This is a genomic window from Streptomyces sp. NBRC 110035, assembly GCF_000829695.1.
GTDB lineage: Bacteria > Actinomycetota > Actinomycetes > Streptomycetales > Streptomycetaceae > Streptomyces.
This window is the reverse complement of record NZ_BBNN01000019.1, coordinates 57,895-77,940: the sequence shown is the minus strand read 5'-3', so window position 1 is coordinate 77,940 and position 20,046 is coordinate 57,895. Positions and strand designations below refer to the sequence as shown.

The 20,046-nt window shown below is 72.7% G+C and carries 18 protein-coding genes and 3 pseudogenes; 11 read left to right on the top strand and 10 right to left on the bottom strand.

Features of this window, described 5'->3' with window-relative positions; translation table 11 throughout:
• The first annotated feature begins 1 nt into the window (after position 1).
• From TU30_RS08790 to TU30_RS08770, 5 genes are all read left to right on the top strand, one after another.
• Positions 2 to 1,951 carry a fumarate reductase/succinate dehydrogenase flavoprotein subunit gene (locus TU30_RS08790; RefSeq protein ID WP_042166792.1) on the top strand — a complete coding sequence of 650 codons (1,950 nt, stop codon included), beginning with the start codon at positions 2 to 4 and terminating at the stop codon, positions 1,949 to 1,951.
• Positions 1,948 to 2,697 (top strand): succinate dehydrogenase/fumarate reductase iron-sulfur subunit, encoded by a 750-nt coding sequence (locus TU30_RS08785; RefSeq protein WP_042166790.1) that lies wholly within the window; start codon positions 1,948 to 1,950, stop codon positions 2,695 to 2,697. The genes TU30_RS08790 and TU30_RS08785 overlap by 4 nt, the downstream gene beginning before the upstream one ends.
• 229 nt (positions 2,698 to 2,926) lie before the next feature.
• Complete coding sequence (locus tag TU30_RS08780; RefSeq protein ID WP_042166789.1) at positions 2,927 to 3,700, top strand: GNAT family N-acetyltransferase; 774 nt, start codon at positions 2,927 to 2,929, stop codon at positions 3,698 to 3,700.
• Positions 3,697 to 4,707, top strand: coding sequence for a 1-acyl-sn-glycerol-3-phosphate acyltransferase (locus TU30_RS08775; protein WP_078878178.1), 1,011 nt, complete (start codon positions 3,697 to 3,699; stop codon positions 4,705 to 4,707). The genes TU30_RS08780 and TU30_RS08775 overlap by 4 nt, the downstream gene beginning before the upstream one ends.
• Before the next feature lie 24 nt (positions 4,708 to 4,731).
• Positions 4,732 to 5,727: a DUF2382 domain-containing protein gene (locus tag TU30_RS08770; RefSeq protein WP_042166787.1), complete on the top strand. Its 996-nt coding sequence runs from the start codon at positions 4,732 to 4,734 to the stop codon at positions 5,725 to 5,727.
• A gap of 36 nt (positions 5,728 to 5,763) precedes the next feature.
• Here TU30_RS08770 and TU30_RS08765 read toward each other — a convergent pair whose 3' ends face one another.
• The gene (locus TU30_RS08765) at positions 5,764 to 6,813 is read right to left on the bottom strand and encodes an LLM class flavin-dependent oxidoreductase (RefSeq protein ID WP_042166786.1); all 1,050 of its coding nucleotides are present in this window, start codon (positions 6,811 to 6,813) and stop codon (positions 5,764 to 5,766) included.
• 82 nt (positions 6,814 to 6,895) lie between these two features.
• Between TU30_RS08765 and TU30_RS37020 the strand changes: the two are divergent.
• A pseudogene (locus TU30_RS37020) lies at positions 6,896 to 7,380 on the top strand (hypothetical protein); the annotation flags it as partial.
• Positions 7,381 to 7,432: 52 nt separating this feature from the next.
• Here the strand turns inward: TU30_RS37020 and TU30_RS08760 are convergent.
• The 5 genes from TU30_RS08760 to egtA all read right to left on the bottom strand — a co-directional run bounded on the left by TU30_RS08760 (position 7,433) and on the right by egtA (position 12,383).
• Positions 7,433 to 7,648 (bottom strand): dodecin, encoded by a 216-nt coding sequence (locus TU30_RS08760; protein ID WP_042167145.1) that lies wholly within the window; start codon positions 7,646 to 7,648, stop codon positions 7,433 to 7,435.
• 247 nt (positions 7,649 to 7,895) lie between these two features.
• A complete protein-coding gene (gene egtD / locus TU30_RS08755) occupies positions 7,896 to 8,858 on the bottom strand; it encodes an L-histidine N(alpha)-methyltransferase (RefSeq protein WP_042166784.1) in 963 nt (320 codons plus the stop codon).
• Positions 8,855 to 9,682, bottom strand: a complete 828-nt coding sequence (gene egtC, locus TU30_RS08750) for an ergothioneine biosynthesis protein EgtC (protein ID WP_042166782.1) — start codon at positions 9,680 to 9,682, stop codon at positions 8,855 to 8,857. Before egtC ends, egtD begins: the two co-directional genes overlap by 4 nt.
• Positions 9,682 to 10,998 carry an ergothioneine biosynthesis protein EgtB gene (gene egtB / locus TU30_RS08745; RefSeq protein WP_042166780.1) on the bottom strand — a complete coding sequence of 439 codons (1,317 nt, stop codon included), beginning with the start codon at positions 10,996 to 10,998 and terminating at the stop codon, positions 9,682 to 9,684. Before egtB ends, egtC begins: the two co-directional genes overlap by 1 nt.
• Entirely contained in the window at positions 10,995 to 12,383 is a 1,389-nt protein-coding gene (egtA, locus tag TU30_RS08740; RefSeq protein WP_078878177.1) for an ergothioneine biosynthesis glutamate--cysteine ligase EgtA, read from the bottom strand. The genes egtB and egtA overlap by 4 nt, the downstream gene beginning before the upstream one ends.
• 335 nt (positions 12,384 to 12,718) lie before the next feature.
• Between egtA and TU30_RS08735 the strand changes: the two are divergent.
• Positions 12,719 to 13,570 (top strand): annotated as a pseudogene (locus TU30_RS08735) (TIGR02452 family protein).
• A 4-nt stretch (positions 13,571 to 13,574) separates the two neighbouring features.
• Here the strand turns inward: TU30_RS08735 and TU30_RS08730 are convergent.
• Both TU30_RS08730 and TU30_RS08725 read right to left on the bottom strand, forming a co-directional pair.
• The gene (locus TU30_RS08730) at positions 13,575 to 14,021 is read right to left on the bottom strand and encodes a type II toxin-antitoxin system PemK/MazF family toxin (RefSeq protein WP_042166778.1); all 447 of its coding nucleotides are present in this window, start codon (positions 14,019 to 14,021) and stop codon (positions 13,575 to 13,577) included.
• A gap of 86 nt (positions 14,022 to 14,107) precedes the next feature.
• Positions 14,108 to 14,536, bottom strand: coding sequence for a pyridoxamine 5'-phosphate oxidase family protein (locus TU30_RS08725; protein WP_042166776.1), 429 nt, complete (start codon positions 14,534 to 14,536; stop codon positions 14,108 to 14,110).
• Between the two features lie 173 nt (positions 14,537 to 14,709).
• On the opposite strand from TU30_RS08725, the gene TU30_RS08720 reads away from it, so the two are divergent.
• The 3 genes and pseudogenes from TU30_RS08720 to TU30_RS33835 all read left to right on the top strand — a co-directional run bounded on the left by TU30_RS08720 (position 14,710) and on the right by TU30_RS33835 (position 16,832).
• The gene (locus tag TU30_RS08720; RefSeq protein WP_042166773.1) at positions 14,710 to 15,249 is read left to right on the top strand and encodes an isochorismatase family cysteine hydrolase; all 540 of its coding nucleotides are present in this window, start codon (positions 14,710 to 14,712) and stop codon (positions 15,247 to 15,249) included.
• Between the two features lie 92 nt (positions 15,250 to 15,341).
• Positions 15,342 to 16,085: pseudogene (locus TU30_RS08715) on the top strand (serine/threonine protein kinase); the annotation flags it as partial.
• 318 nt (positions 16,086 to 16,403) lie between these two features.
• Positions 16,404 to 16,832 carry a VOC family protein gene (locus TU30_RS33835; RefSeq protein WP_042167139.1) on the top strand — a complete coding sequence of 143 codons (429 nt, stop codon included), beginning with the start codon at positions 16,404 to 16,406 and terminating at the stop codon, positions 16,830 to 16,832.
• A gap of 46 nt (positions 16,833 to 16,878) precedes the next feature.
• Here TU30_RS33835 and TU30_RS08705 read toward each other — a convergent pair whose 3' ends face one another.
• Positions 16,879 to 17,127 carry a hypothetical protein gene (locus tag TU30_RS08705; RefSeq protein WP_042166771.1) on the bottom strand — a complete coding sequence of 83 codons (249 nt, stop codon included), beginning with the start codon at positions 17,125 to 17,127 and terminating at the stop codon, positions 16,879 to 16,881.
• 140 nt (positions 17,128 to 17,267) lie between these two features.
• Here TU30_RS08705 and TU30_RS08700 point away from each other — a divergent pair, with 140 nt between their 5' ends.
• Positions 17,268 to 18,173, top strand: coding sequence for a LysR family transcriptional regulator (locus tag TU30_RS08700; RefSeq protein WP_042166769.1), 906 nt, complete (start codon positions 17,268 to 17,270; stop codon positions 18,171 to 18,173).
• 150 nt (positions 18,174 to 18,323) lie between these two features.
• On the opposite strand, the gene TU30_RS08695 is transcribed toward TU30_RS08700, so the two are convergent.
• Positions 18,324 to 19,844: a catalase gene (locus TU30_RS08695; RefSeq protein ID WP_042166767.1), complete on the bottom strand. Its 1,521-nt coding sequence runs from the start codon at positions 19,842 to 19,844 to the stop codon at positions 18,324 to 18,326.
• Between the last annotated feature and the right edge of the window lie 202 nt (positions 19,845 to 20,046).

The window sequence follows — 20,046 nt, the reverse complement described above, 5'->3', positions numbered from 1 at the left end:
TATGACTACCTATGCCGCGTACCCGACCGGTGAGCCGGTCGTCGACACCAAGGCCCCGTCCGGGCCGATCGAGGAGCGCTGGGACAAGCGCCGCTTCGAGGCCAAGCTGGTCAACCCCGCCAACCGCCGCAAGCAGACCGTCATCGTCGTCGGCACCGGCCTCGCCGGCGGTTCCGCCGGTGCGACGCTGGCCGAACAGGGCTACCGCGTCGTTCAGTTCTGCTACCAGGACTCCCCGCGCCGGGCCCACTCGATCGCCGCCCAGGGCGGCATCAACGCGGCGAAGAACTACCGCAACGACGGCGACTCCGTGCACCGCCTCTTCTACGACACGGTCAAGGGCGGAGACTTCCGCTCGCGCGAGTCCAACGTCCGCCGGCTCGCGCAGATCTCCGTCGAGATCATCGACCAGTGCGTCGCCCAGGGCGTGCCGTTCGCCCGCGAGTACGGCGGCCTGCTCGACACCCGCTCCTTCGGCGGCGTCCAGGTCTCCCGTACCTTCTACGCCCGCGGCCAGACGGGCCAGCAGCTCCTCCTCGGCGCCTACCAGGCGCTCTCGAGGCAGATCGCCGCCGGCAACGTCGAGATGCACCCGCGCACCGAGATGCTCGACCTGGTCGTCATCGACGGCCGGGCCCGCGGCATCGTCGCCCGGGACCTGATCACCGGGAAGACCGACACCTACTTCGCGGACGCCGTCGTCCTCGCCACCGGCGGTTACGGCAACGTCTTCTACCTGTCGACCAACGCCATGAACTCCAACGCGACCGCCGTCTGGCGGGCGCACCGGCGCGGCGCGTACTTCGCCAACCCCTGCTTCACCCAGATCCACCCCACCTGCATCCCGCGCACCGGCGACCACCAGTCCAAGCTGACGCTGATGAGCGAGTCGCTGCGCAACGACGGCCGCATCTGGGTGCCCAGGGCCAAGGGCGACGACCGCCCGCCGAACAAGATTCCCGAGGACGAGCGCGACTACTACCTGGAGCGCGTCTACCCGTCCTTCGGCAACCTGGTGCCCCGCGACATCGCCTCCCGCGCCGCGAAGAACGTCTGCGACGAGGGCCGGGGCGTCGGCCCCGGCGGCCAGGGCGTCTACCTCGACTTCGCCGACGCCATCGAGCGGATGGGCCGCAAGGCCGTCGAGGCCAAGTACGGCAACCTCTTCGACATGTACCAGCGGATCACCGACGAGGACCCCTACCGGGTGCCGATGCGGATCTACCCCGCCGTGCACTACACGATGGGCGGCCTGTGGGTCGACTACGACCTGCAGACCACGGTCCCCGGCCTGTTCGCCATCGGCGAGGCCAACTTCTCCGACCACGGTGCCAACCGGCTCGGCGCCTCCGCGCTGATGCAGGGCCTGGCCGACGGCTACTTCGTCCTCCCGGCCACCATCAACGACTACCTGGCGCGCAACCCGCACAAGGAGGAGGTGGACGCCGGCCACCCGGCGGTGCAGGAAGTACTGGCCGAGACCGAGGACCGGCTGAACCTGCTGCTGTCCGTCGACGGCGACCGCACCCCCGACTCGTTCCACCGAGAACTCGGCGAACTCATGTGGGAGTTCTGCGGCATGGCCCGCACCGACTCCGGCCTGCGCAAGGCGCTGGAGCGCATCCCGCAGATCCGCGAGGAGTTCTGGCGGCGGATCAAGGTGCCCGGCACCGGCGAGGAGTTCAACCAGTCGCTGGAGCGTGCCAACCGCATCGTCGACTACCTCGAGCTCGCCGAGCTGATGTGCCTCGACGCACTGCACCGCGCCGAATCCTGCGGCGGCCACTTCCGCGAGGAGTCCCAGAGCCCCGACGGCGAGGCCGCCCGCCGGGACGAGGAGTTCACCTACGCCGCCGCCTGGGAGTTCACCCGCACCGGCGACGCCCCCGTCCTGCACAAGGAAGACCTCGTCTTCGAGTACGTCCACCCCACCCAGCGGAGCTACGCATGAAGCTCACCCTGCGCGTCTGGCGGCAGAAGAACGCCGACGCCGACGGCGCCATGTCCACGTACGAAGTGGACGGCATCTCGCCCGACATGTCCTTCCTGGAGATGCTCGACACCCTCAACGAGGAGCTCACCCTCGAGGGCGAGGACCCGGTGGCCTTCGACCACGACTGCCGCGAGGGCATCTGCGGCGCCTGCTCGCTGGTCATCAACGGCGACGCCCACGGCCCCGAGCGCACCACCACTTGCCAGCTGCACATGCGGTCCTTCAAGGACGGCGACACCATCGACGTCGAACCGTGGCGGGCGGCTGCCTTCCCGGTGGTGAAGGACCTCGTCGTCGACCGGACGGCCTTCGACCGGATCATCCAGGCCGGCGGCTACGTCAGCGTCCCCACCGGCTCGGCGCCCGAGGCGCACGCCACGCCGGTCCCGAAGCCGGACGCGGACCTCGCCTTCGAGCACGCCGAGTGCATCGGCTGCGGCGCCTGCGTCGCGGCCTGCCCCAACGGCGCCGCGATGCTCTTCACCTCGGCGAAGATCAACCACCTCAACGTGCTGCCGCAGGGCGCGCCCGAGCGCGAGACGCGGGTGCTCGACATGGTGGCGCAGATGGACGACGAGGGCTTCGGCGGCTGCACCCTCGCCGGGGAGTGCGCCACCGCCTGCCCGAAGGGCATCCCGCTGACCTCCATCACCGGGATGAACAGGGAGTGGCTGCGCGCCACGGCCAAGGGGGCCGGCCGGTAACCACCGGTGCGGGCGGCAGGGAAACGTTCGCCAGAGGGCGGACGGGCGGGACCGGGAGTAGTGCTCATCCCCGGTCCCGTCTGCTGTCCGGGGCCGGCCGGCAGCGCCCGGCATTCAGCATTCCCACATCCGCGCTCCCGGCTCAGGTCACGTACACGCCAACCGGTGTCGGCAGAAACAAGGGGAGTCCCCCACCTTCCCCGCTCCGGCGCGTGACCAGGAGAGAGCCATGACCGGCGTCCTGACCGTAGACCACCCCGTGAAGCCCGCGGCACCCACCCGCTACACCGTCACCCTCGCCCGTGACGAGGACGACGTGCGTGCCGCCCAGCGGCTGCGGCACGACGTCTTCGCCGGCGAGCTGGGCGCCCTGCTGTCCACCTCCCGGCCGGGCCTGGACGTCGACCCCTTCGACGCCTACTGCGACCACCTCCTCGTGCGCGAGGAGGTGAGCGGCCAGGTCGTCGGCACCTACCGGCTCCTGCCGCCCGAGCGCGCCGCGGTCGCCGGCCGCCTGTACGCGGAGACCGAGTTCCACATCGCCGCCCTCGACCCGATCCGGCCGGGCCTCGTCGAGGTCGGCCGCTCCTGCGTGCACCCCGACCACCGCGACGGCGCGGTCATCGGCCTCATCTGGGCCGGCATCGCCCGCTACATGACCGACCGGGGCCACGAGTGGCTCGCGGGCTGCTGCTCCATCCCGCTCGCCGACGGCGGCGCGCTCGCCGCCGCCACCTGGGACCGCGTCCGGGGCAAGCACCTCGCCCCCGAGGAGTACCGGGTACGTCCCCTGCGCCCGTGGCGCCCGCCGGCCGCGGCGCCCGCCGCCCGCACCGAGCTGCCCGCCCTGCTGCGCGGCTACCTCCGGCTCGGCGCCTGGGTCTGCGGCGAGCCCGCGCACGACGCGGACTTCGGCGTCGCCGACCTGTACGTGCTGCTGCCGATGAGCCGGGTCGACCAGCGCTATCTGCGGCACTTCCTCTCCCTCGCACCGGCGAAATGAGCGTCTGGCTGCCGGGTGCTCCCTGCACCCCGCACGGCTGCGTGGCGCCGACGGGGGCCACGCGGGCCGTACCGAGGGCGGTGCTGAGACTGGCCGCGGTCCTCGCCCTGGTCCTCGCCGGGGTCCTGCTGGTGCCCGTCGGGCGGCTGGTCCCGGCGGGCCTCGTCGGCCGGTGGTGCCGGTGGATCGTACGGGCCGCCGGGGTCCGGGTCCGCATCACCGGCGGCGCCGCACCCGCCGGCGGGCTGCTGCTCGTCGCCAACCACATCTCCTGGCTGGACATCCCGTTGCTGGGTGGGGTCCGTCCGGCCCGCATGCTGGCGAAGGCGGAGATACGGCGGTGGCCGCTGGCGGGGCTGCTGGTCGAGCGCAGCGGCGTCCTGTTCATCGACCGCGACCGGCTGCGCGCCCTGCCGGACACGGTCGCCCGGATCACCGGGGCGCTCGGCGAGGGCTCGGCCGTCGCGGTCTTCCCCGAGGGCAGCACCTGGTGCGGTCGCGGCCAGGGGCCCTTCCGCCGGGCCGCCTTCCAGGCGGCGCTCGACGCCGGGGTCCCGGTCCAGCCGGTCCGCATCCACTACCGGGACGCCTGCGGAACAGCCGCCACCGCCCCGGCCTTCGTCGGGGACGACACCCTGGTGGCGTCCCTGTGGCGGGTGGTCTCGGCCCGGGGCCTGGTCGCCGAGGCCGAGCTGCGGGCCGCCATCCCGCCGGGCAGCCACCCGGACCGCCGCACCCTGGCCGCCGCCGCGCAGCCGCACGACGGTTCGGCACGGGACCACCGGACCGGTCCGCGAGCCGTGCGGGTGGCGGAGCGGCGGGCCGGACACCAGGGCGGACACGCGGTCGCAGGCCGGGTCGGAGAACCGGTCCGGAAAACCGGCCCGGAACCCTGGCGAGGACTGGCGGTCGCGATCACCGGAAGTGAGCGCTGTCGAAAGTTAAGTACCTTTTGTTCTCTATATGAAGTTTTTACCGCGCTGAGGAGGACAACCGGACGGGAGTGACACCTGAAAGGAGGGTGAGGCCAGATGATCACCCGCGATGAGGTCAGGATCCTCCTGGACCACCCCGTCTACGACGGCGAAGGCAACAAGATCGGTGAGGCCAAGCATGTCTTCTTCGACGACATGAGCGGCCGCCCCGAGTGGGTGAGCGTCAAGACGGGCATGTTCGGCACCAGTGAGTCGTTCATTCCCATCCGTGACGCCGAACTGGTGGAGGACCACCTCGAAGTCCCGTACCTCAAGGACAAGATCAAGGGCGCACCCGAGGTCGACGTCGACTCGCAGGGCCACCTGTCGGAGTCGGAGGAACACCGGCTGTACGACTACTACGGCATCGACTGGGGCGGTGTGCTGCGCGACGACACCAAGGACTCCGGCGAGGTCCGCACCGACAAGAACACCGGCAGGGGCAAGGCCGGGGCCGCGGGTGCCGCCGGCACCGCCCGTGTGCCGGGCAAGGACCGGACGGCGACGAGGACGACCACCACCGCGGGGACGACATCGGCGGCCGCGGCAGGCACGTCGGCGACGACCGGCAAGGCCGGTACCGCGGCGACCGCCGGCCGAACCGGCGTGCGGGCCGGGCAGGGCGCCGAGTCCATGACCCGTATCGAGGAGGAGATGCACGTCCGCGTCGAGCGGCGCGAGACCGGACGGGCCAAGCTGCACAAGTACGTCGTGACGGAGGACGTCGAACAGACCGTGCCCGTGCGCCACGAGGAGGTGCGCGTGGTGCGCGAGCCGATCACGGAGGCCGACCGCGAGGCCGCGATGTCCGGCGCCGAGATCGGTGAGGCCGACTACGAGGTCACGCTGCACGAGGAGCGGCCCGTCGTGGAGACCAGGGCGGTACCCGTCGAGCGGGTGCGGCTGACCACGGAGGAGCGCGTCGAGAACGAGACCGTACGGGGCCGGGTCCGCAAGGAGCGCATCGAGAGCGAGGGCGTACCGGACGACGTCACGCAGCGGGGCGACGCCGCCGGACGGGGCCGCGACGTTCCGCGTCGGGGCCGCCCATGACCGGACGGCACACCGCGAGCGCGCCGGTGGGTCCGCTCACCGGCGCACCGCGCTGCCGTCCTCCGCACCCGTGGGGTCCGCGGGCCCGGTGAGACCGGTCAGCGCGGCGAGCCGCCGGTAGGAGTCCAGCAGGGCCGTACGGTCGTGGGTGCTGGTGGTGACGAGGACCTCCTGGGCCCCCGTCTCCTCGAGCACCGTCTCCAGCTCGTCGGCCACCTGCTCCTTGGTACCGGCGATGTGACCGCCGAGCCCGGACTCGTACAGGCCGCGTTCCTTCGCCGTCATGGCGAGCGACCCGACCCGCTCGGCGGGCGGCAGCGGCGGGAAGGTGCCGCGGGTCCGTGCATGCGCCATCGACCAGGCCTCCGGGATCAGGAGCCGGCGGGCCCGTTCGGCCGTGTCGGCCACGGCGACCGTTCCGGAGATCACCACGTACGGCTCGCCCGCCCAGACGGACGGGCGGAAGTGCTCCCGGTAGTGGTCGATGCCGCGCCGCATCCGGTCGCGGCCACGCAGGTCGCCGATGACCACGGGCAGGCCCGCGCGGGCGGCGATCGCCGCGCCCTCACCCATGGCCAGCACGAACGGCGGCACGGTCAGGCCCTCGGCCGGACGGGCGTGCACGCCGGTGGGGGACGTGCCGCAGAACCAGCCGAGCAGCTCGTCGATCCGGGCGCCGAAGTCCTCGGCGTCCTCCTTGCCGCGGCCCAGCGCCCTGCGCACCCCGTCGGTGAATCCGACCGAGCGGCCCAGGCCCATGTCGATCCGCCCCGGGAAGAGAGACTCCAGCACGCCGAACTGCTCGGCCACGACGAGCGGTTGATGATTGGGCAGCATGACTCCGCCGGTACCGACGCGGATCGTCCGGGTTGCCGCGGCGACGGCGGCGGCCAGCACCGTCGGCGCGGAGCCGGCGACGCCGGGCACGCCGTGGTGCTCCGAGACCCAGAACCGGTGGTAGCCCAACTCCTCCAGCTCCCGCGCCAGGCGCACGGTGTCGCGCAGCGCCTCGGGACCACTGTGCCCCTCACGGGTGCGGGAGCGGTCGAGGACGGAGAAGCGGGTCCGGGAGATCAGCGGGGTCACCTCCGGTTCAACGCCCGGGCGACCACGGCATTCCCTCGGGACACGACGACCGGGAGCGCGCCGCTTGTCCGGGCCGGGCGGCGTGATCCACCGTGACAAGCGGCCGCTCGCCGTGTTCGACCTGGACCACACCCGCGCCGACACCGCGCACCGGCAGCGGCTCCTGGAGCGCAGGCCGCGGGACCGGGACGCCTTCTTCGCCGTCGCGCCCGAGGATCCGCCCCTCGCGGAGGGCCTCGCACCGGTGCGCGGGAGAGCGTGCGGGAGTGCGACGTCGTCCACCTCACCGGGCGTCCCGAGCGCTGCAGGCGCGACACGCTGGAGTGGCCGGCCACCCAGGAGCTGCCCGAGGGGCCGGGGCGCACGCGCGGCGACGCCGGCCGGCGGCCCGCCCGGTACACCGAGCCGGCGGCCCCGCGCCGCCTCGCCCGCACCCGGGAGATCCGGGTGCTCGTGGACGACGACGAACCGGTCCGCGCGGACGCCCGGCGGGCGGGATCCACCGTCGTGCACGCCCGCCGGACGGCCCCGTCGGGGGAGCCGGGGGCGGCGCAGGGGCGGGAGGGGGAGGACCGGGCAACCACCCCTCCCGCCCTCCCGTGGGCACGGAGCGGGTGGCTCAGGCCGGGTCGTCCAGACGGAAGCCGACCTTCAGACCCACCTGCCAGTGCGCGATGCGGCCCTCCTCGAGGTGGCCCCGCACCTGGGTCACCTCGAACCAGTCCAGATTGCGCAGGGTCTGCGAGGCGCGCTCGACGCCGTTGCGGACGGCCTGTTCCACGCCGTCGGGCGAGGTGCCGACGATCTCCGTGACCCGGTAGGTGTGGTTCGACATGCGGGTGCTCCTCTCGTCGGCGGCTCCCACCGGTTCGGGAGCCGCCTCCTGTGTCGCACGTCACTCCACCGTGCCCGAGGCGGTGGCCGGGCGCGAGACGTCGGGCCGTCCCGGGCACCGGATGTCCGGCACTCCTCGACCCGCGCATCGGCCCGTACCAAGGTGCGGTGCACCCGTACGGGCCCCGCGCCCGCCCCGCGCCGGGCCCCCTTCCGGCGGGCGCCGGTGCTGTCCGCAGGCGCCCCGGTCAGCGCGCCACGCTCAGCGACAGTGCGAACCGTCCCTCCTCATCCGTCCACCACCGGGCCAACTCCAGTCCGGCGGAAGCCAGTTCCTCCCGCACGCGCTCCTTGCGGAACTTCGCCGAGATCTCGGTGCGCAGCTCCTCGCCCGCACCGAAGTCGACGGCGAGGTCGAGCGCGGGGATCTTCACGGTCTGCGGGTCGCGTGAGCGCAGCCGCATCTCGATCCACTCGTGCCCGGCGTCCCACGCGGCCACATGGTCGAAGGCGGCCGGATCGAAGTCGGCACCCAGCTCCCGGTTGATGACGGCCAGGACGTTCCTGTTGAACGCGGCCGTCACGCCGGCCGCGTCGTCGTACGCCCGGACCAGCACCTTCTCGTCCTTGACCAGGTCCGTACCGAGGAGCAGCCCGTCCCCCGGGGCGAGCATCGCCCGCACGGAGGCCAGGAACGCGGCCCGCTCGGCGGGCAGCAGATTACCGATCGTGCCGCCGAGGAACGCCACCAGGCGCGGACCCGGGGTGTCGGGCAGCGCCATACGGCCGGTGAAGTCGTCGACCAGGGCGTGCACGTTCAGCCCCGGCCGCTCGGCGACGAGTGCCCGGCCCGCCAGGGTCAGGGCGCTCTCGCTGACGTCGACGGGGACGTAGGTGTGCAGTCCGGCCAGCGCGCCGATCAGGTGACGGGTCTTCTCCGAGGAACCGGAGCCCAGTTCGATGAGGGTGCGGGCACCGGACGCCTCGGCGATCTCACCGGAGCGGGCGAGCAGGATCTCGCGCTCGGCACGCGTCGGGTAGTACTCGGGCAGTCCGGTGATCTCCTCGAACAGCTCACTGCCCCGCGCGTCGTAGAACCACTTCGGCGGCAGCGTTCTGGGGCTGCCGGTCAGGCCCTCGCGGACGTCGGCGCGCAGGGCGGCGCCGGTGGCGTCCTCGGGCAGGGTACGGGTGAGACGGAACGGACTCACGTGCGGTGCTCCTTCGGTGGTGCCGATGCGGGTCGTGCCGGTGTGCCGGTGCCCGCCAGGACGTCGTCCGGCTCCTTGAGCGGCGTGAGCAGCACGTCCGTGCCGCTGGCGGCCAGCAGGGTGCGGTCGGGGACCTCGCGCCAGTGCGGATCGTCGTCGTACGGCTCGGAGGCCACGACGGTGCCGCCGCCCGGCCGGGCGAGGTACCACAGCGTGTCGCCCCACGCGGTCGCGGTGATCGTGTCGCCCTGGGTGAGCAGCAGGTTGAGCCGGGACCCGGGGGCCGCCGCGGCGATCTCCAGCACGGTGTCGGCCAGCGCCTGCCCCTCCGGTTCCCCGGGGTACCCCGCCCGCAGCCGGGCGAGCACGAGGGCCCACACGAGCGCGGAGTCGCTGCGGGCCTCCAGGGACAGGACGTCCTCGGGCGGCAGGGTTGCCACGAGCGGTGCGAGCGTGCCCGGCCAGCCCCGAACGGCGCCGTTGTGGCTGAACAGCCAGGCCCCCGCGGCGAACGGAGCCGCCGCGGCCTCGGCGTCCGCACCCGACAGGGTCGCGTCCCGTACGGCCGCGAGCAGCGCCGGGGTGCGGACGACCCGGGCGAGATCGGCGAACGACAGATCCGCCCAGACCGGTCCCGCCCTGCGGTACCGGGCCGGCACCGGGTCCCCGGGCGCGTACCAGCCCACCCCGAAACCGTCGGCGTTGACCGTCCCGTACCGCTGGTGCCGGGGCGCCCACGACTGGCGGTACAGCCCGTGCGGCGGGTCCACGAGGAGCCTGCCGAGCGGCTCCTCGGGCCCCACATAGGCGATATGACGGCACATCAGATGCTCTCCGAGCGGGCCGTGCGGAACCCGGAGAAGATCTGCCGCCGGACCGGATGGTCCCAGTTGCGGAACGTGCCGCGGCAGGCCACCGCGTCCACCGCGAACGAACCACCGCGCAGCACCTTGTACCTCGGCCCGAAGAACACCTCTGAGTACTCCTTGTAGGGGAACGCCCTGAACCCCGGGTAGGGCAGGAAGTCGCTCGACGTCCACTCCCACACGTCACCGATCAACTGGCGCACCCCGAGCGGTGACTCACCCGCCGGATAGCTGCCCGCGGGCGCGGGCCGCAGGTGGCGCTGGCCGAGGTTGGCGTGGGCCGGGCCGGGTTCGGCGTCGCCCCAGGGGTGACGCGCCGAGCGGTCGCCGGACGGGTCGTGCCGGGCGGCCTTCTCCCACTCGGCCTCGGTGGGCAGCCGGCGTCCGGCCCAGCGGGCGTACGCGTCCGCCTCGTACCAGCACACGTGCAGCACCGGCTCCTCGGGCGGTACGGCCTCGGTGACACCGAAGCGGCGCCGCAGCCACTGCCCGCCGTCCCGGCGCCAGAACAGCGGGGCGGTGACGGAGTTCCGGCGGATGTGGGCCCAGCCCTCCGCGGTCCACCAGCGTGGCTCGTCGTAGCCGCCGTCCTCGATGAACTCCTGGTACGCGGCGTTCGTCACCGGCGTCGTGTCGATGTGGAACGGTGCCACCTCGCGCCGGTGTGCCGGACGTTCGTTGTCCAGCGCCCACGGCTCGTCGGAGGTTCCCATGGTGAACGGGCCCCCCGGGACGAGCACTTCGGACGGACCGGTGAACAGCGGCACCGGCTCCGGGTCCGGGGCCGTCAGGGCCTGCGGGCCGGTGCGCAGCTGATGGGTGATCAGCATCGTCTCGTCGTGCTGTTGTTCGTGCTGCGCGACCATCCCGAAGGCGAACCCCGCTTCGGTCAGCCGCTCGCCGTGGAAGGCGGTGCTCTCCAGCACGTCCAGCGCCCGGACGCGCACCTGCGAGGCGTACCGGCGGGCCTCCTCGGGAGGCAGCAGCGGCAGCTTCGGCCGCTCGGCCCGCGGGTGCTCGAAGGCGTCGTAGATGCTGTCGATCTCGGGCCGGATCGCCTCCTGACCGCCGACGGCCCGCAGCAGCCACTGCTCCTCCTGATTGCCTATGTGAGCCAGGTCCCACACCAGCGGCGACATCAGCGGTGAGTGCTGCGCGGTGAGATCGGGCCCGTCGACACAGCTGGTCAGCAGGGTGGTCCGGTCGCGCGCGGTGACCAGCGAGGCGACCGCGCGCTCGCGCAGGGCTTCGGCGTCGGGGGCGGGGTCGGTCATGAGGAGGTGTCCTTCCCGTGCGGACGCGCTCCGTGCGCGTACGAGGTGGGAGTTCCGGGGGAGTGGGGTGCGGTGCGGGGGTGGGCGCCCGGCGTGCCCCGCGGGTGCGCGGCGACCGCTCCGGCGCGCAGGGCGTCGAGCGTGTCGTCGGCCGGGCAGCGGCCGCGGGCGACATAGCGGTCCTGGTGGGCGGCCACCGCTTCCACGACATCGGTGGTGGCACCGAGCCCGGGCAGGGCGCGCAGCGCCGCCGCGAAGCAGACGGCGGCCACCTCGCGCAGCTCCGGGTCGGCCAGGCCGCCGCGGGCCGCGTCCCGCCACAGCGGGTTGTGCGGCGCGGGCCTGCCGCAGGTCCGTTCGGCCAGCGGCTTCACCGCACGGTAGGCCGTCTCGGCGGCCTCCGGGTCGTCGAACAGCGCCGTCGTCACGGCCAGCGGCACGACCCAGCCGTCGTCACCGGGCTGCGCGTCGATCATCCGCAGCTCCAGGTGGCCACGCGGCCTGACCGGCGGGAACAGCGTACTGACGTGGTAGTCGAGGTCCTCCCGGGTGGGCGCCCGCGGCACCCCGGACCTGGTCCACTCGCGGAAGGTCAGCCCTTCCGGCACGTCCCACGGCCCGCCGTCCTGCCGTACGCACATCACCGGCGCGTCCAGGACGTGCCGGGCCCAGGCGCCGCGCGGATCGGAGTCCAGCACGGGGCCCCCCGCGCGGCCGGCGCCGATCTGCGTCCAGCGCAGCTGCCGCGTGGACAGCCAGCCGGTGGGGCGGTGGCCGGCCAGCGGGGAGTTGGCGAACGCGGCCACGAGTACCGCGCCCAGCTGGTGCGCCAGCCACCAGCGCCGCACATGACCGAGGGGGCCGGGTTCCTCGTACCCGGCGTCCAGGCACACCTGCACGGACGCCGACGCGCACATCATGGCGCGGCCGGCGGGGCCGGTGCGGTCGAGACAGGCCTCCATGGCGTCGTAGCGCGGTTCGCGCAGGAACCGGCGCGGAGTGTGCCAGGGGTCATGGCCGAGGCCGACGAGGCCGAGCCCGTCCTCGCGCAGAACCGCGCGGACGGCGTCGAGGTCGGCGCGGACGGTGCCGACGCACTCCATGAGGGAGGCGGCGGGCTGCGAGCTGAGCTCCAGCTGGCCTCCGGGTTCGACGGTGAGCGCCGAATCCAGGTGTACGGTCCGCAGAGCGGCGTAGGCCGCTTCGAGTCGTTCGGGTGTCACGGGGAGCTGCGGGGTGCGCAGCTCGTGGACGAGCCATTCCACCTCCACACCGAGGCGGCGTGGTGGTCCCGTCTTGAAGCAGATGCCTCGTACGAGGGCCTCCACCTCGGCTTCGGTGACGGCTGGACCTGGCCCGGTACAGCCCTGTGCCGCATCGGACATGGGGAATCCTCCTGAGATGCCATCATGTCGCCCGCCCGGCGTCTTTCGGCCGGTCGGGCACCAACCAGTCCACCCAAAACCCTCCCCGGGCTCAGCACAAGAGCGCCCGACGGGGCGTTCCGGGTCGGTGACCTGTCCGTCCCGTCCGTTCTCGAGGGCTCTTCCAGGGGCCCTTCCACCGCCTCCCCGGACCTTCCGGGGAGGGAAACTCCGTTGTGTCGCCTCCTCAGCATCGCTCACGATGCCCGTATGGGCACGACGGGGAAAAGCCGGCGCACCACCCCACGGGGGAGAGCGCGGGGCACGCGGTCACGGCGCGTACGGGGGGGCGCGGTGTGAGCGCGCGCCTGCGCGGTGTCGCCCGCGCGACCGAGCGGATCGTGGCGGCAGGGCTCTACCGGGCCCCGGCCGACGGCCGCGAGGTGCACCTGGCGGCGGCGATCGGAGCCGCACGGGAGGGTACGCGGACGTACGGGCCGGAGCCGCCGCGGGTGCCGCACTCGGCGTTCCGGCCGGCGGGGGACCGGATCGAGGTCACCGGGGAGAGCAGCCTGGAGGCCGCGCGCCGGCTCGCGGCGGACCGGTACGGCTCGCCCGGCGGGCCCGCCGGGCCGGACTTCGCCTCCGCCCGGAATCCGGGGGAGGACACCTCAAGGGGGCCCAGGCCCAGGAAGAGGCGTTGTGCCGCGCCTCCGCCCTGTACGTCTGCCTGCTGCGGGCGGCCGGGTTCCACGACCACCACCGGAGCCACCGCGACCCGCTCTGCACCGACCGGGTGATCCACTCACCCGCCGTACCCGTCTTCCGCGACGACCGAGGCCGGCTCCTCGACGAGCCGTGCACGGCCGGCTTCCTGACCCCGGCCGCCCCGAACGCCGGCGTGATCCTGCGGACGGCACCGGAACGCGCGGCCGAGCTGCCCCGCGCCCTGGCCGTCCGGGCGGAGCGGGTGCTGGAGACCGCCGTGGCCCACGGCTACCGGCGGCTGGTGCCGGGCGCGTGGGGCTGCGGGGTGTTCCGCAACGACCCGGCGCAGGTGGCGGCCGCGTTCCGGGCGCTCCTGGAGCCGGGCGGACGGTTCACCGGGACGTTCGAGCACGTGGTGTTCGGAATTCTGGACCGCGCGCGAAAGGGAGGTCCGCACGGCGTTCGAGCGGACCTTCACCGGCCCGGCGACGGCCCCGTGAGGAGTCAGTGCCAGCCGTACCGCTCCCGCAGCCGGTGACGCACCAGATTGAACCGCATCCGGTCCAGGGCGCACGCCTCGCGGCGCATGCCGTCCTCGTGCAGCCGCAGCACCCGGTCGACGGCGACCCACGAATCGCGGCCCGAGCGGTCCCACGGCCCGCTGCCGATCGGCACCCAGTCCCGGTCCCCGTCGCGCTGCCTGCTCGACAGCTGCACCGCCAGGAACGTTCCGGCCGGCTCCCGCGCGACGACGAGCACGGGACGGTCCTTGCCCCGGCCGTCGTTCTCCTCGTAGGGCACCCAGGTCCAGACGATCTCCCCGGGGTCGGGATCGCCGTCGTACTCGGGCGAGTACTCCGTGCGCACCCGGCCCACCTGGCCGGGTGCGGCCTCGACGGTGGCGGTGGAGCCGAAGCGTCCCGGGACTTCCTCAGTGCTGTACTCGGTCACAGGCGTACGGTACGGGACGCCCGGGGACCGTGATCAACCGCCGTGCGGCAGCGGTGGCCCCACGCCGTCCGAACCGTTCGGGCCGTTCACGCGGTGCCGCGGACGCGCAGACCCGTGAGTTCCCGTCCCGAGACCATCCCGGCCTCGATCCGCACGAACACCCCGTCCCGCATCGGCATCCAGGTGTCGGGACCGGTCCGCAGCAGCCGCTCGTGCTCGGCGGGATCGGTCACCACGGCCGCCCGGCCCGTGATCACCACACTCCAGCCGGACCGGCGTCCGGGCTGGAAGTCGTCGGCCTCGAAGGCCACCACGACACCGTCGATCGCGCGCACCAGGTCGGAGTCCCGCGAGGTGCACAGCAGCACGGAGTCGTCCGTGTCCAGGGAGAAGTTGACCGGGAGGACGGCGGGCAGGGCCTGCCGGGTGTACACGACGCGACCGACCGGCACCTCGGCCAGCAGGCGCAGGCACTCCTGGCGGTCGAGCGCGCGGAAACCATCGCTGGGAAACATCAGTCCATCGTCGACGGAGCGAACCCGCCGGACTAGGGCCGAACGGCCCTGATGAGGCGTACCGGCGCTTGAAGGCGCTCCCAGCGGGTACCCCGGTTCCGGTGGGGTCCGGCAGGGACGGCCGGGCCCTGCCGCGAGACCCGATCGAGTTCCGTCCGAGAGGGCCCTGCGAGATGGGCAAGACCGCACTGATCGTCATCGACATGATCAACACCTATGATCATGCCGACGCCGAGCTGCTGATACCGGCCGCACGATCGGTGGTCCCCGTCATCTCCGGCCTGTTGCGGCGGGCCCGGGGGCGGGACGTGCCGGTGATCTACGTCAACGACAACTTCGGACAGTGGCGGTCGCACCACGGCGAACTGCTCGACAAGGCCCTCTCGGGACCGCACGCGGATCTCGTCGAACCGCTGCGGCCGACGGATTCCTCCCTCTTCGTGGTCAAGGCCCGCCACTCGATTTTTTTCGAGACCCCGCTGCACCACCTGCTCCACGAGCAGGGCGCCGACCGGCTCGTGCTGTGCGGCCAGGTGACCGAACAGTGCGTGCTGTACTCCTCGCTCGATGCCCACATCCGTGCCATCGAGGTGACCGTCCCCCGTGACGCCGTCGCCCACATCCACGCCGACCTGGCGGACGCCGCCCTGCGGATGATGGAGCGCAACATGAACGCGGACGTGTGCGACAGCGCAGACCTGTGGGCGGACTGACGGCGCCCGCCCGATACCGGCGCGCGCCTCGGCCCTGCGCATCTCCCGCCCCTGCAATTCCGGTGATCCGGCGGCCGATCGGGGGAGACGCAGTGGAAACGATCATTGTCCAGTTGCCGGAACCCGCGCGGCCGCCGGAGCACGGGCCGGGCCCGGCGGGCCGTTCCGGCAAGCCCGGACTGCTCCACCTCGGACCGGGCGACGTCGTCGACCTCGGGCGGGGGCCGGCCGTCGGCGGGGGATCGTCCATCACGCTGGACGATCCCGGAATCTCCCGCCGGGCCGGACAGCTGGAGGCGGCCGGTGACCACTGGCGGCTGTCCAACTTCAGCCGCAGCGTGTCCTACGTGGTGGAGAACCTGGAGGGCGCCGGCGAGTACATCACCGTGGCCCCGGGCCGGCTCGGCGCACCCGTGCTCTTCGAGTTCTCCCGGGTGGTGCTGCCCGCCCTGACCAAGACCGCCGCCTCCAAGGTGTTCGCCCCCCAGCACGCCTACCTCGGCGAGCGGTCCGCGCAGGGCCTCGGCGAACAGACGGTCCACCCCTTCGCGCTGGATCCGACGGCGAAGTACTACCTCGTCCTCGTCGCCCTCTGCGAACCGCTGCTGCGCGATCCGTCCGACGCGGCGCTGCCCGGTGCCGGGGAGATCGCCCAGGGGCTGCGCCCCCTGGAGTCCTGCCGTGATCTGACCCGCTCCGCGGTGAACTGTCACATCGGCTACCCGGCCTTCGCCAAGCTGCGGCTCGACCTCGGCGAGGACACCGGAACCCCGGCGGACGGCGGCCGCACCGGGGCCAAGCGCGCCCGCCTGGACCCGGTCGCCCTGCGCTTCGGTCGCGGCAAGCGCGGTGGCGGTGCGGCGCGTCAGGTTCTTCATTCCGTCCCCGGACATGCGACGGTGCGGGTTGTTCGCGCGGCCCGGATCAGAGGTCGGCCGACGCGGTCCGTGCTCGGCACCCTGGGGAGAAGCACGGTCGACGGGCCCCTGACAGATGTCGGGACGGTGCCGACGGGGCGACGGCCCGCCGCCCTCGTGGAAAACGCCTCGACGACCCCGGCGCAGGTGACTACCATGCCGGTGCGGCATCGCGTGTCGGTCACCGGTCGGGTGAGGCATGGAGGCGCCGCGGATGCCCGTGGAGGCATTGAAACAGTGTCAGTCGAGTTCAACCACACCATCGTTCTCACCCGCGACCGGGAGAAGTCCGCCCGTTTCCTCGCCCGGATCCTGAGCCTGGAGGTCGGCGAGCCGGCCGGGATGTTCCTTCCGGTGACGACGGCCAACGGCGTCACCCTGGACTTCGCGACCATCGACGCCGACATCCCCATGCAGCACTACGCGTTCCTCGTCTCCGAGGACGAGTTCGGCCCCGTCCTCGCCCGGCTCGTGGACGACGGGATCCCCATCCAGGCCGATCCGCACGGCCGTCACCCGCGGCGCGTCAACCGCAACGACGGCGGCCACGGCGTGTACTTCCCCGATCCGGCGGGCCATGGCCTGGAAGTCATCACCCGCCCCTACGGCACCGACCCCGACTCCCCCCTCAACGGCGTCACGGAGGAAGTCCCCGGGGCGGTCTGATCCGTCCGGAGCCGGGCGGCTGAGCGGGCCGGACGGCCCGGCCCGCTCAGCCGCGTGTCCCGCACGTCCGGGCCGGCGGGATGCCGGCGGGCGGCCTGCTGCGGGTGACGACGCGGGTGCCGCGGCCGTCGACGGCACGGACCTGGAGCGAGCCGCAGCCGCAACGGGTCCACACGGTGCTGCCGTCGGCGGTGCCGTGCCGTGAGACCAGCTGGAACGGCTCGGCGTCGTCCGGCCATCCGCAGTAGGGGCAGACGACGCCTGTCGTGCCGGTGGTTTTGTGCGCGCTGGTCATGGTGGCTCCTCGGCTTCCCAAGTGCTCGGCTCCCGGGACGGCATGGCCCGGTGGGCCGTCGTGACACGGACCAGGGTGCGTCGCATTCTCCGTACACGTCCAGGTTGACTTTGTGGATCCGACCGTTAAGCCTGAGCTACATGATTGACCTCCGCCGGCTGCATGTCCTCAGGGCGGTCGCCCACTACGGCACGGTCACCGCGGCCGCCCGCGCCCTGCACTTCACCCCGTCCGCCGCCTCGCAGCAGATCCGCCAGCTCGCCCGCGACCTGGGCGTCGACCTGCTGGAACCGCAGGGGCGCGGTGTACGGCTCTCCCCGGCCGCCGAGAGCCTGCTCGCGCACGCCGACGCCATCGAGGCCCGCTGGGAACAGGCGGAGCTGGACCTGCGGGCCGACCATGGCGCCCCCACCGGACTGCTGCGGGTCACCGGGTTCCCGGTGGCGATCTCGGTCCTGCTGGCCCCGGTGGCGGCCCGGCTGGGCGCCCGCCACCCGCGGCTGACGGTACGGATTCTGGAGACGGAGGTACCGAAGAGCTTCGACCTGCTCTTCGAGGGGGCCACCGATCTGGCGATCGTCGAGGCCACCCCGCACAACCCGCCGCTGAGCGACGCGCGCTTCGACCAACAACCGCTGCTGGACGACCCGTTCGACCTGGTGGTTCCCGAAGGGCATCCGCTGGCAGGCCGGGAGCGGGCCGGCCTCGAGGAGGCGGCGCGTGAACCGTGGATCGTGCCGGTGCCGGAGAGCCCCTGCCGGCAGCATGTGATGTCGGCCTGCGGTGCCGCCGGGTTCACCCCGGACGTCGTCCACCACGCCCTCGACTGGAACGTCACCGCTCATCTCGTCGCGCACGGGCTCGGCGTCGCCCTGATCCCGCGGCTGGCCCAGCTGTCCCCGCACCTGCCGGTCACCCGCGTACGCTGCGCGGGCGACCCGCACCGCAAACTGCTGACCTGCACCCGAGGGGGCGGCCACGCCCGCCCTGCGGTCGAGGCCGCGCTGCGGGAACTGCGGGAGCTCGCGCCGACGGCCGTCGCCTGAGGCCGGTACTCCTGCGCGGTGCCGGCCTCGGCGCGTGCGTGCAGGTGAGGGTGAGGGTGAGGGGTGTGCGGGTGCGGGACATGCGCTGCGGGCGCATGCCCCGCACCGGGGCGGGACCCCAGGACGGCCCCTGGCCCTTCGCCGAAGGCGTCAGGCCTTGTCCTGCATGGAGCTCCGGGCCGGGTTGGCCTGTGCGGCGGCCTTGGGGTCCTTCTCGTCCGCCTTCGCGCGCACGCCCCGGGCAATGCGGTCGCCGATGGTCTTGTCGATGTTCGACCAGTACTCGAAGGCCCGCTGGAGTACGGGCTCGCTCACGCCGTTGAGGAGGTGGCCGACGACGTTGTCCACCAGCCGGTCGCGTGCGGCGTCGTCCATGACCTCGCGCACCAGGGTGCCGGGCTGTCCCCAGTCGTCGTCCTCCGCGTGGCTGACATAGGCGGTGCGGGTGATGGCCCCGTCGGTCTCCCAGCTGGGCGGGGTGCCGTAGTTCCCGGTATCGGCGGCGGGACCGCCCTTGGAGTTCGGCGCGTAGACCGGATCGGTCGTCTTCCGGTAGGCCATCGCGCCGTCCTTGGAGTAGGTGTGGACGTCGACGACCGGGGCGTTGACGGGGAGCTGCTGGTAGTTGGCGCCGATCCGGTGACGGTGGGCGTCGGCGTAGGAGAAGAGCCGCGCCAGCAGCATGCGGTCCGGGCTCGGGCCGATGCCCGGGACCAGGTTGTTGGGCTGGAAGGCGGCCTGTTCGATCTCGGCGTGGTTGTCGGTCGGGTTGCGGTCGAGTGTCATGCGGCCGACCGGGACGAGGGGGTAGTCGCCGTGCGGCCACACCTTGGTCAGGTCGAACGGGTTGAACCGGTAACCCGCGGCTTCCTCGTACGGCATGACCTGCACATACAGGGTCCAGCTCGGGTACTCGCCGTCACGGATGTGCTCGAAGAGGTCCCGCATGTGGTAGTCGGTGTCGGCGGATGCCATCTGGTCGGCCTCGTGCTGGGTGAAGCACTCGATGCCCTGGTCCGTCTTGAAGTGGTACTTCACCCAGAACCGCTGACCGTCGGCGTTGATCCACATGTAGGTGTGGGAGGTGTAGCCGTTCATGTGGCGCCAGGTGCGCGGGATGCCGCGGTCCCCCATGAGCCAGGTGACCTGATGGGCGGATTCCGGTGAGAGGGTCCAGAAGTCCCACTGCATGTCGTGGTCGCGCAGGTTGTTGTCCGCCCGGCGCTTCTGCGACCGGATGAAGTGCTGGAACTTCATCGGATCCTTGACGAAGAACACCGGCGTGTTGTTGCCGACCATGTCGTAGTTGCCCTGGCTGGTGTAGAACTTCACCGCGAAGCCGCGCGGGTCGCGCCAGGTGTCCGGGCTGCCACGCTCGCCCGCGACGGTCGAGAAGCGGATGAGCAGGTCGGTGCGGGTGCCCGGCTGGAAGACGGCCGCCTTCGTGTAGGCGCTCACGTCGTGGGTCACCTCGAAATAGCCGAAAGCGCCGCTTCCCTTCGCATGCGGCTGGCGTTCGGGGATCCGCTCCCGGTTGAACTGGGCCATCTGCTCGATCAGGTAGGCGTCCTGCAGCAGTACCGGACCTCCCGCGCCCGCGGTGAGCGAGTGCTCGTCACTCTCCGCCGGGGCACCGGAGTCCGTCGTGGTGGCAGGCGAGGTGTCCGTCATGGGTCTGCCTTTCGTCGTTCGGTTGTGACGTGCCGGGCTCCGCACGACACGGACCCGGAGACCCGGAGCACCGGCTCCGGACCGCCCGGCCCCGGTAGGTCGCGTGCCCCGGAGCCGCTGAGCCAATCCGGCCCGGCGGAGTCCCGGGGCAACCCGTGTATCCCGGTCGGGCGGGAGCAATCACGGTGGACCGCGGCCGGGT

Bases quoted from the DNA above. Each gene is read 5' to 3' on its own strand.
- egtB (WP_042166780.1), bottom strand. From the start codon at position 10,998: ATGACCGACCCCGCCCCCGACGCCGAAGCCCTGCGCGAGCGCGCGGTC.
- TU30_RS08760 (WP_042167145.1), bottom strand. From the start codon at position 7,648: ATGTCGAACCACACCTACCGGGTCACGGAGATCGTCGGCACCTCGCCC.
- TU30_RS08705 (WP_042166771.1), bottom strand. From the start codon at position 17,127: ATGACCAGCGCGCACAAAACCACCGGCACGACAGGCGTCGTCTGCCCC.
- TU30_RS08725 (WP_042166776.1), bottom strand. From the start codon at position 14,536: ATGTTTCCCAGCGATGGTTTCCGCGCGCTCGACCGCCAGGAGTGCCTG.
- TU30_RS08695 (WP_042166767.1), bottom strand. From the start codon at position 19,844: ATGACGGACACCTCGCCTGCCACCACGACGGACTCCGGTGCCCCGGCG.
- egtC (WP_042166782.1), bottom strand. From the start codon at position 9,682: ATGTGCCGTCATATCGCCTATGTGGGGCCCGAGGAGCCGCTCGGCAGG.
- egtA (WP_078878177.1), bottom strand. From the start codon at position 12,383: ATGTCCGATGCGGCACAGGGCTGTACCGGGCCAGGTCCAGCCGTCACC.
- TU30_RS08775 (WP_078878178.1), top strand. From the start codon at position 3,697: ATGAGCGTCTGGCTGCCGGGTGCTCCCTGCACCCCGCACGGCTGCGTG.
- TU30_RS08785 (WP_042166790.1), top strand. From the start codon at position 1,948: ATGAAGCTCACCCTGCGCGTCTGGCGGCAGAAGAACGCCGACGCCGAC.
- TU30_RS08720 (WP_042166773.1), top strand. From the start codon at position 14,710: ATGGGCAAGACCGCACTGATCGTCATCGACATGATCAACACCTATGAT.
- TU30_RS08780 (WP_042166789.1), top strand. From the start codon at position 2,927: ATGACCGGCGTCCTGACCGTAGACCACCCCGTGAAGCCCGCGGCACCC.
- TU30_RS08770 (WP_042166787.1), top strand. From the start codon at position 4,732: ATGATCACCCGCGATGAGGTCAGGATCCTCCTGGACCACCCCGTCTAC.
- TU30_RS08790 (WP_042166792.1), top strand. From the start codon at position 2: ATGACTACCTATGCCGCGTACCCGACCGGTGAGCCGGTCGTCGACACC.
- TU30_RS08700 (WP_042166769.1), top strand. From the start codon at position 17,268: ATGATTGACCTCCGCCGGCTGCATGTCCTCAGGGCGGTCGCCCACTAC.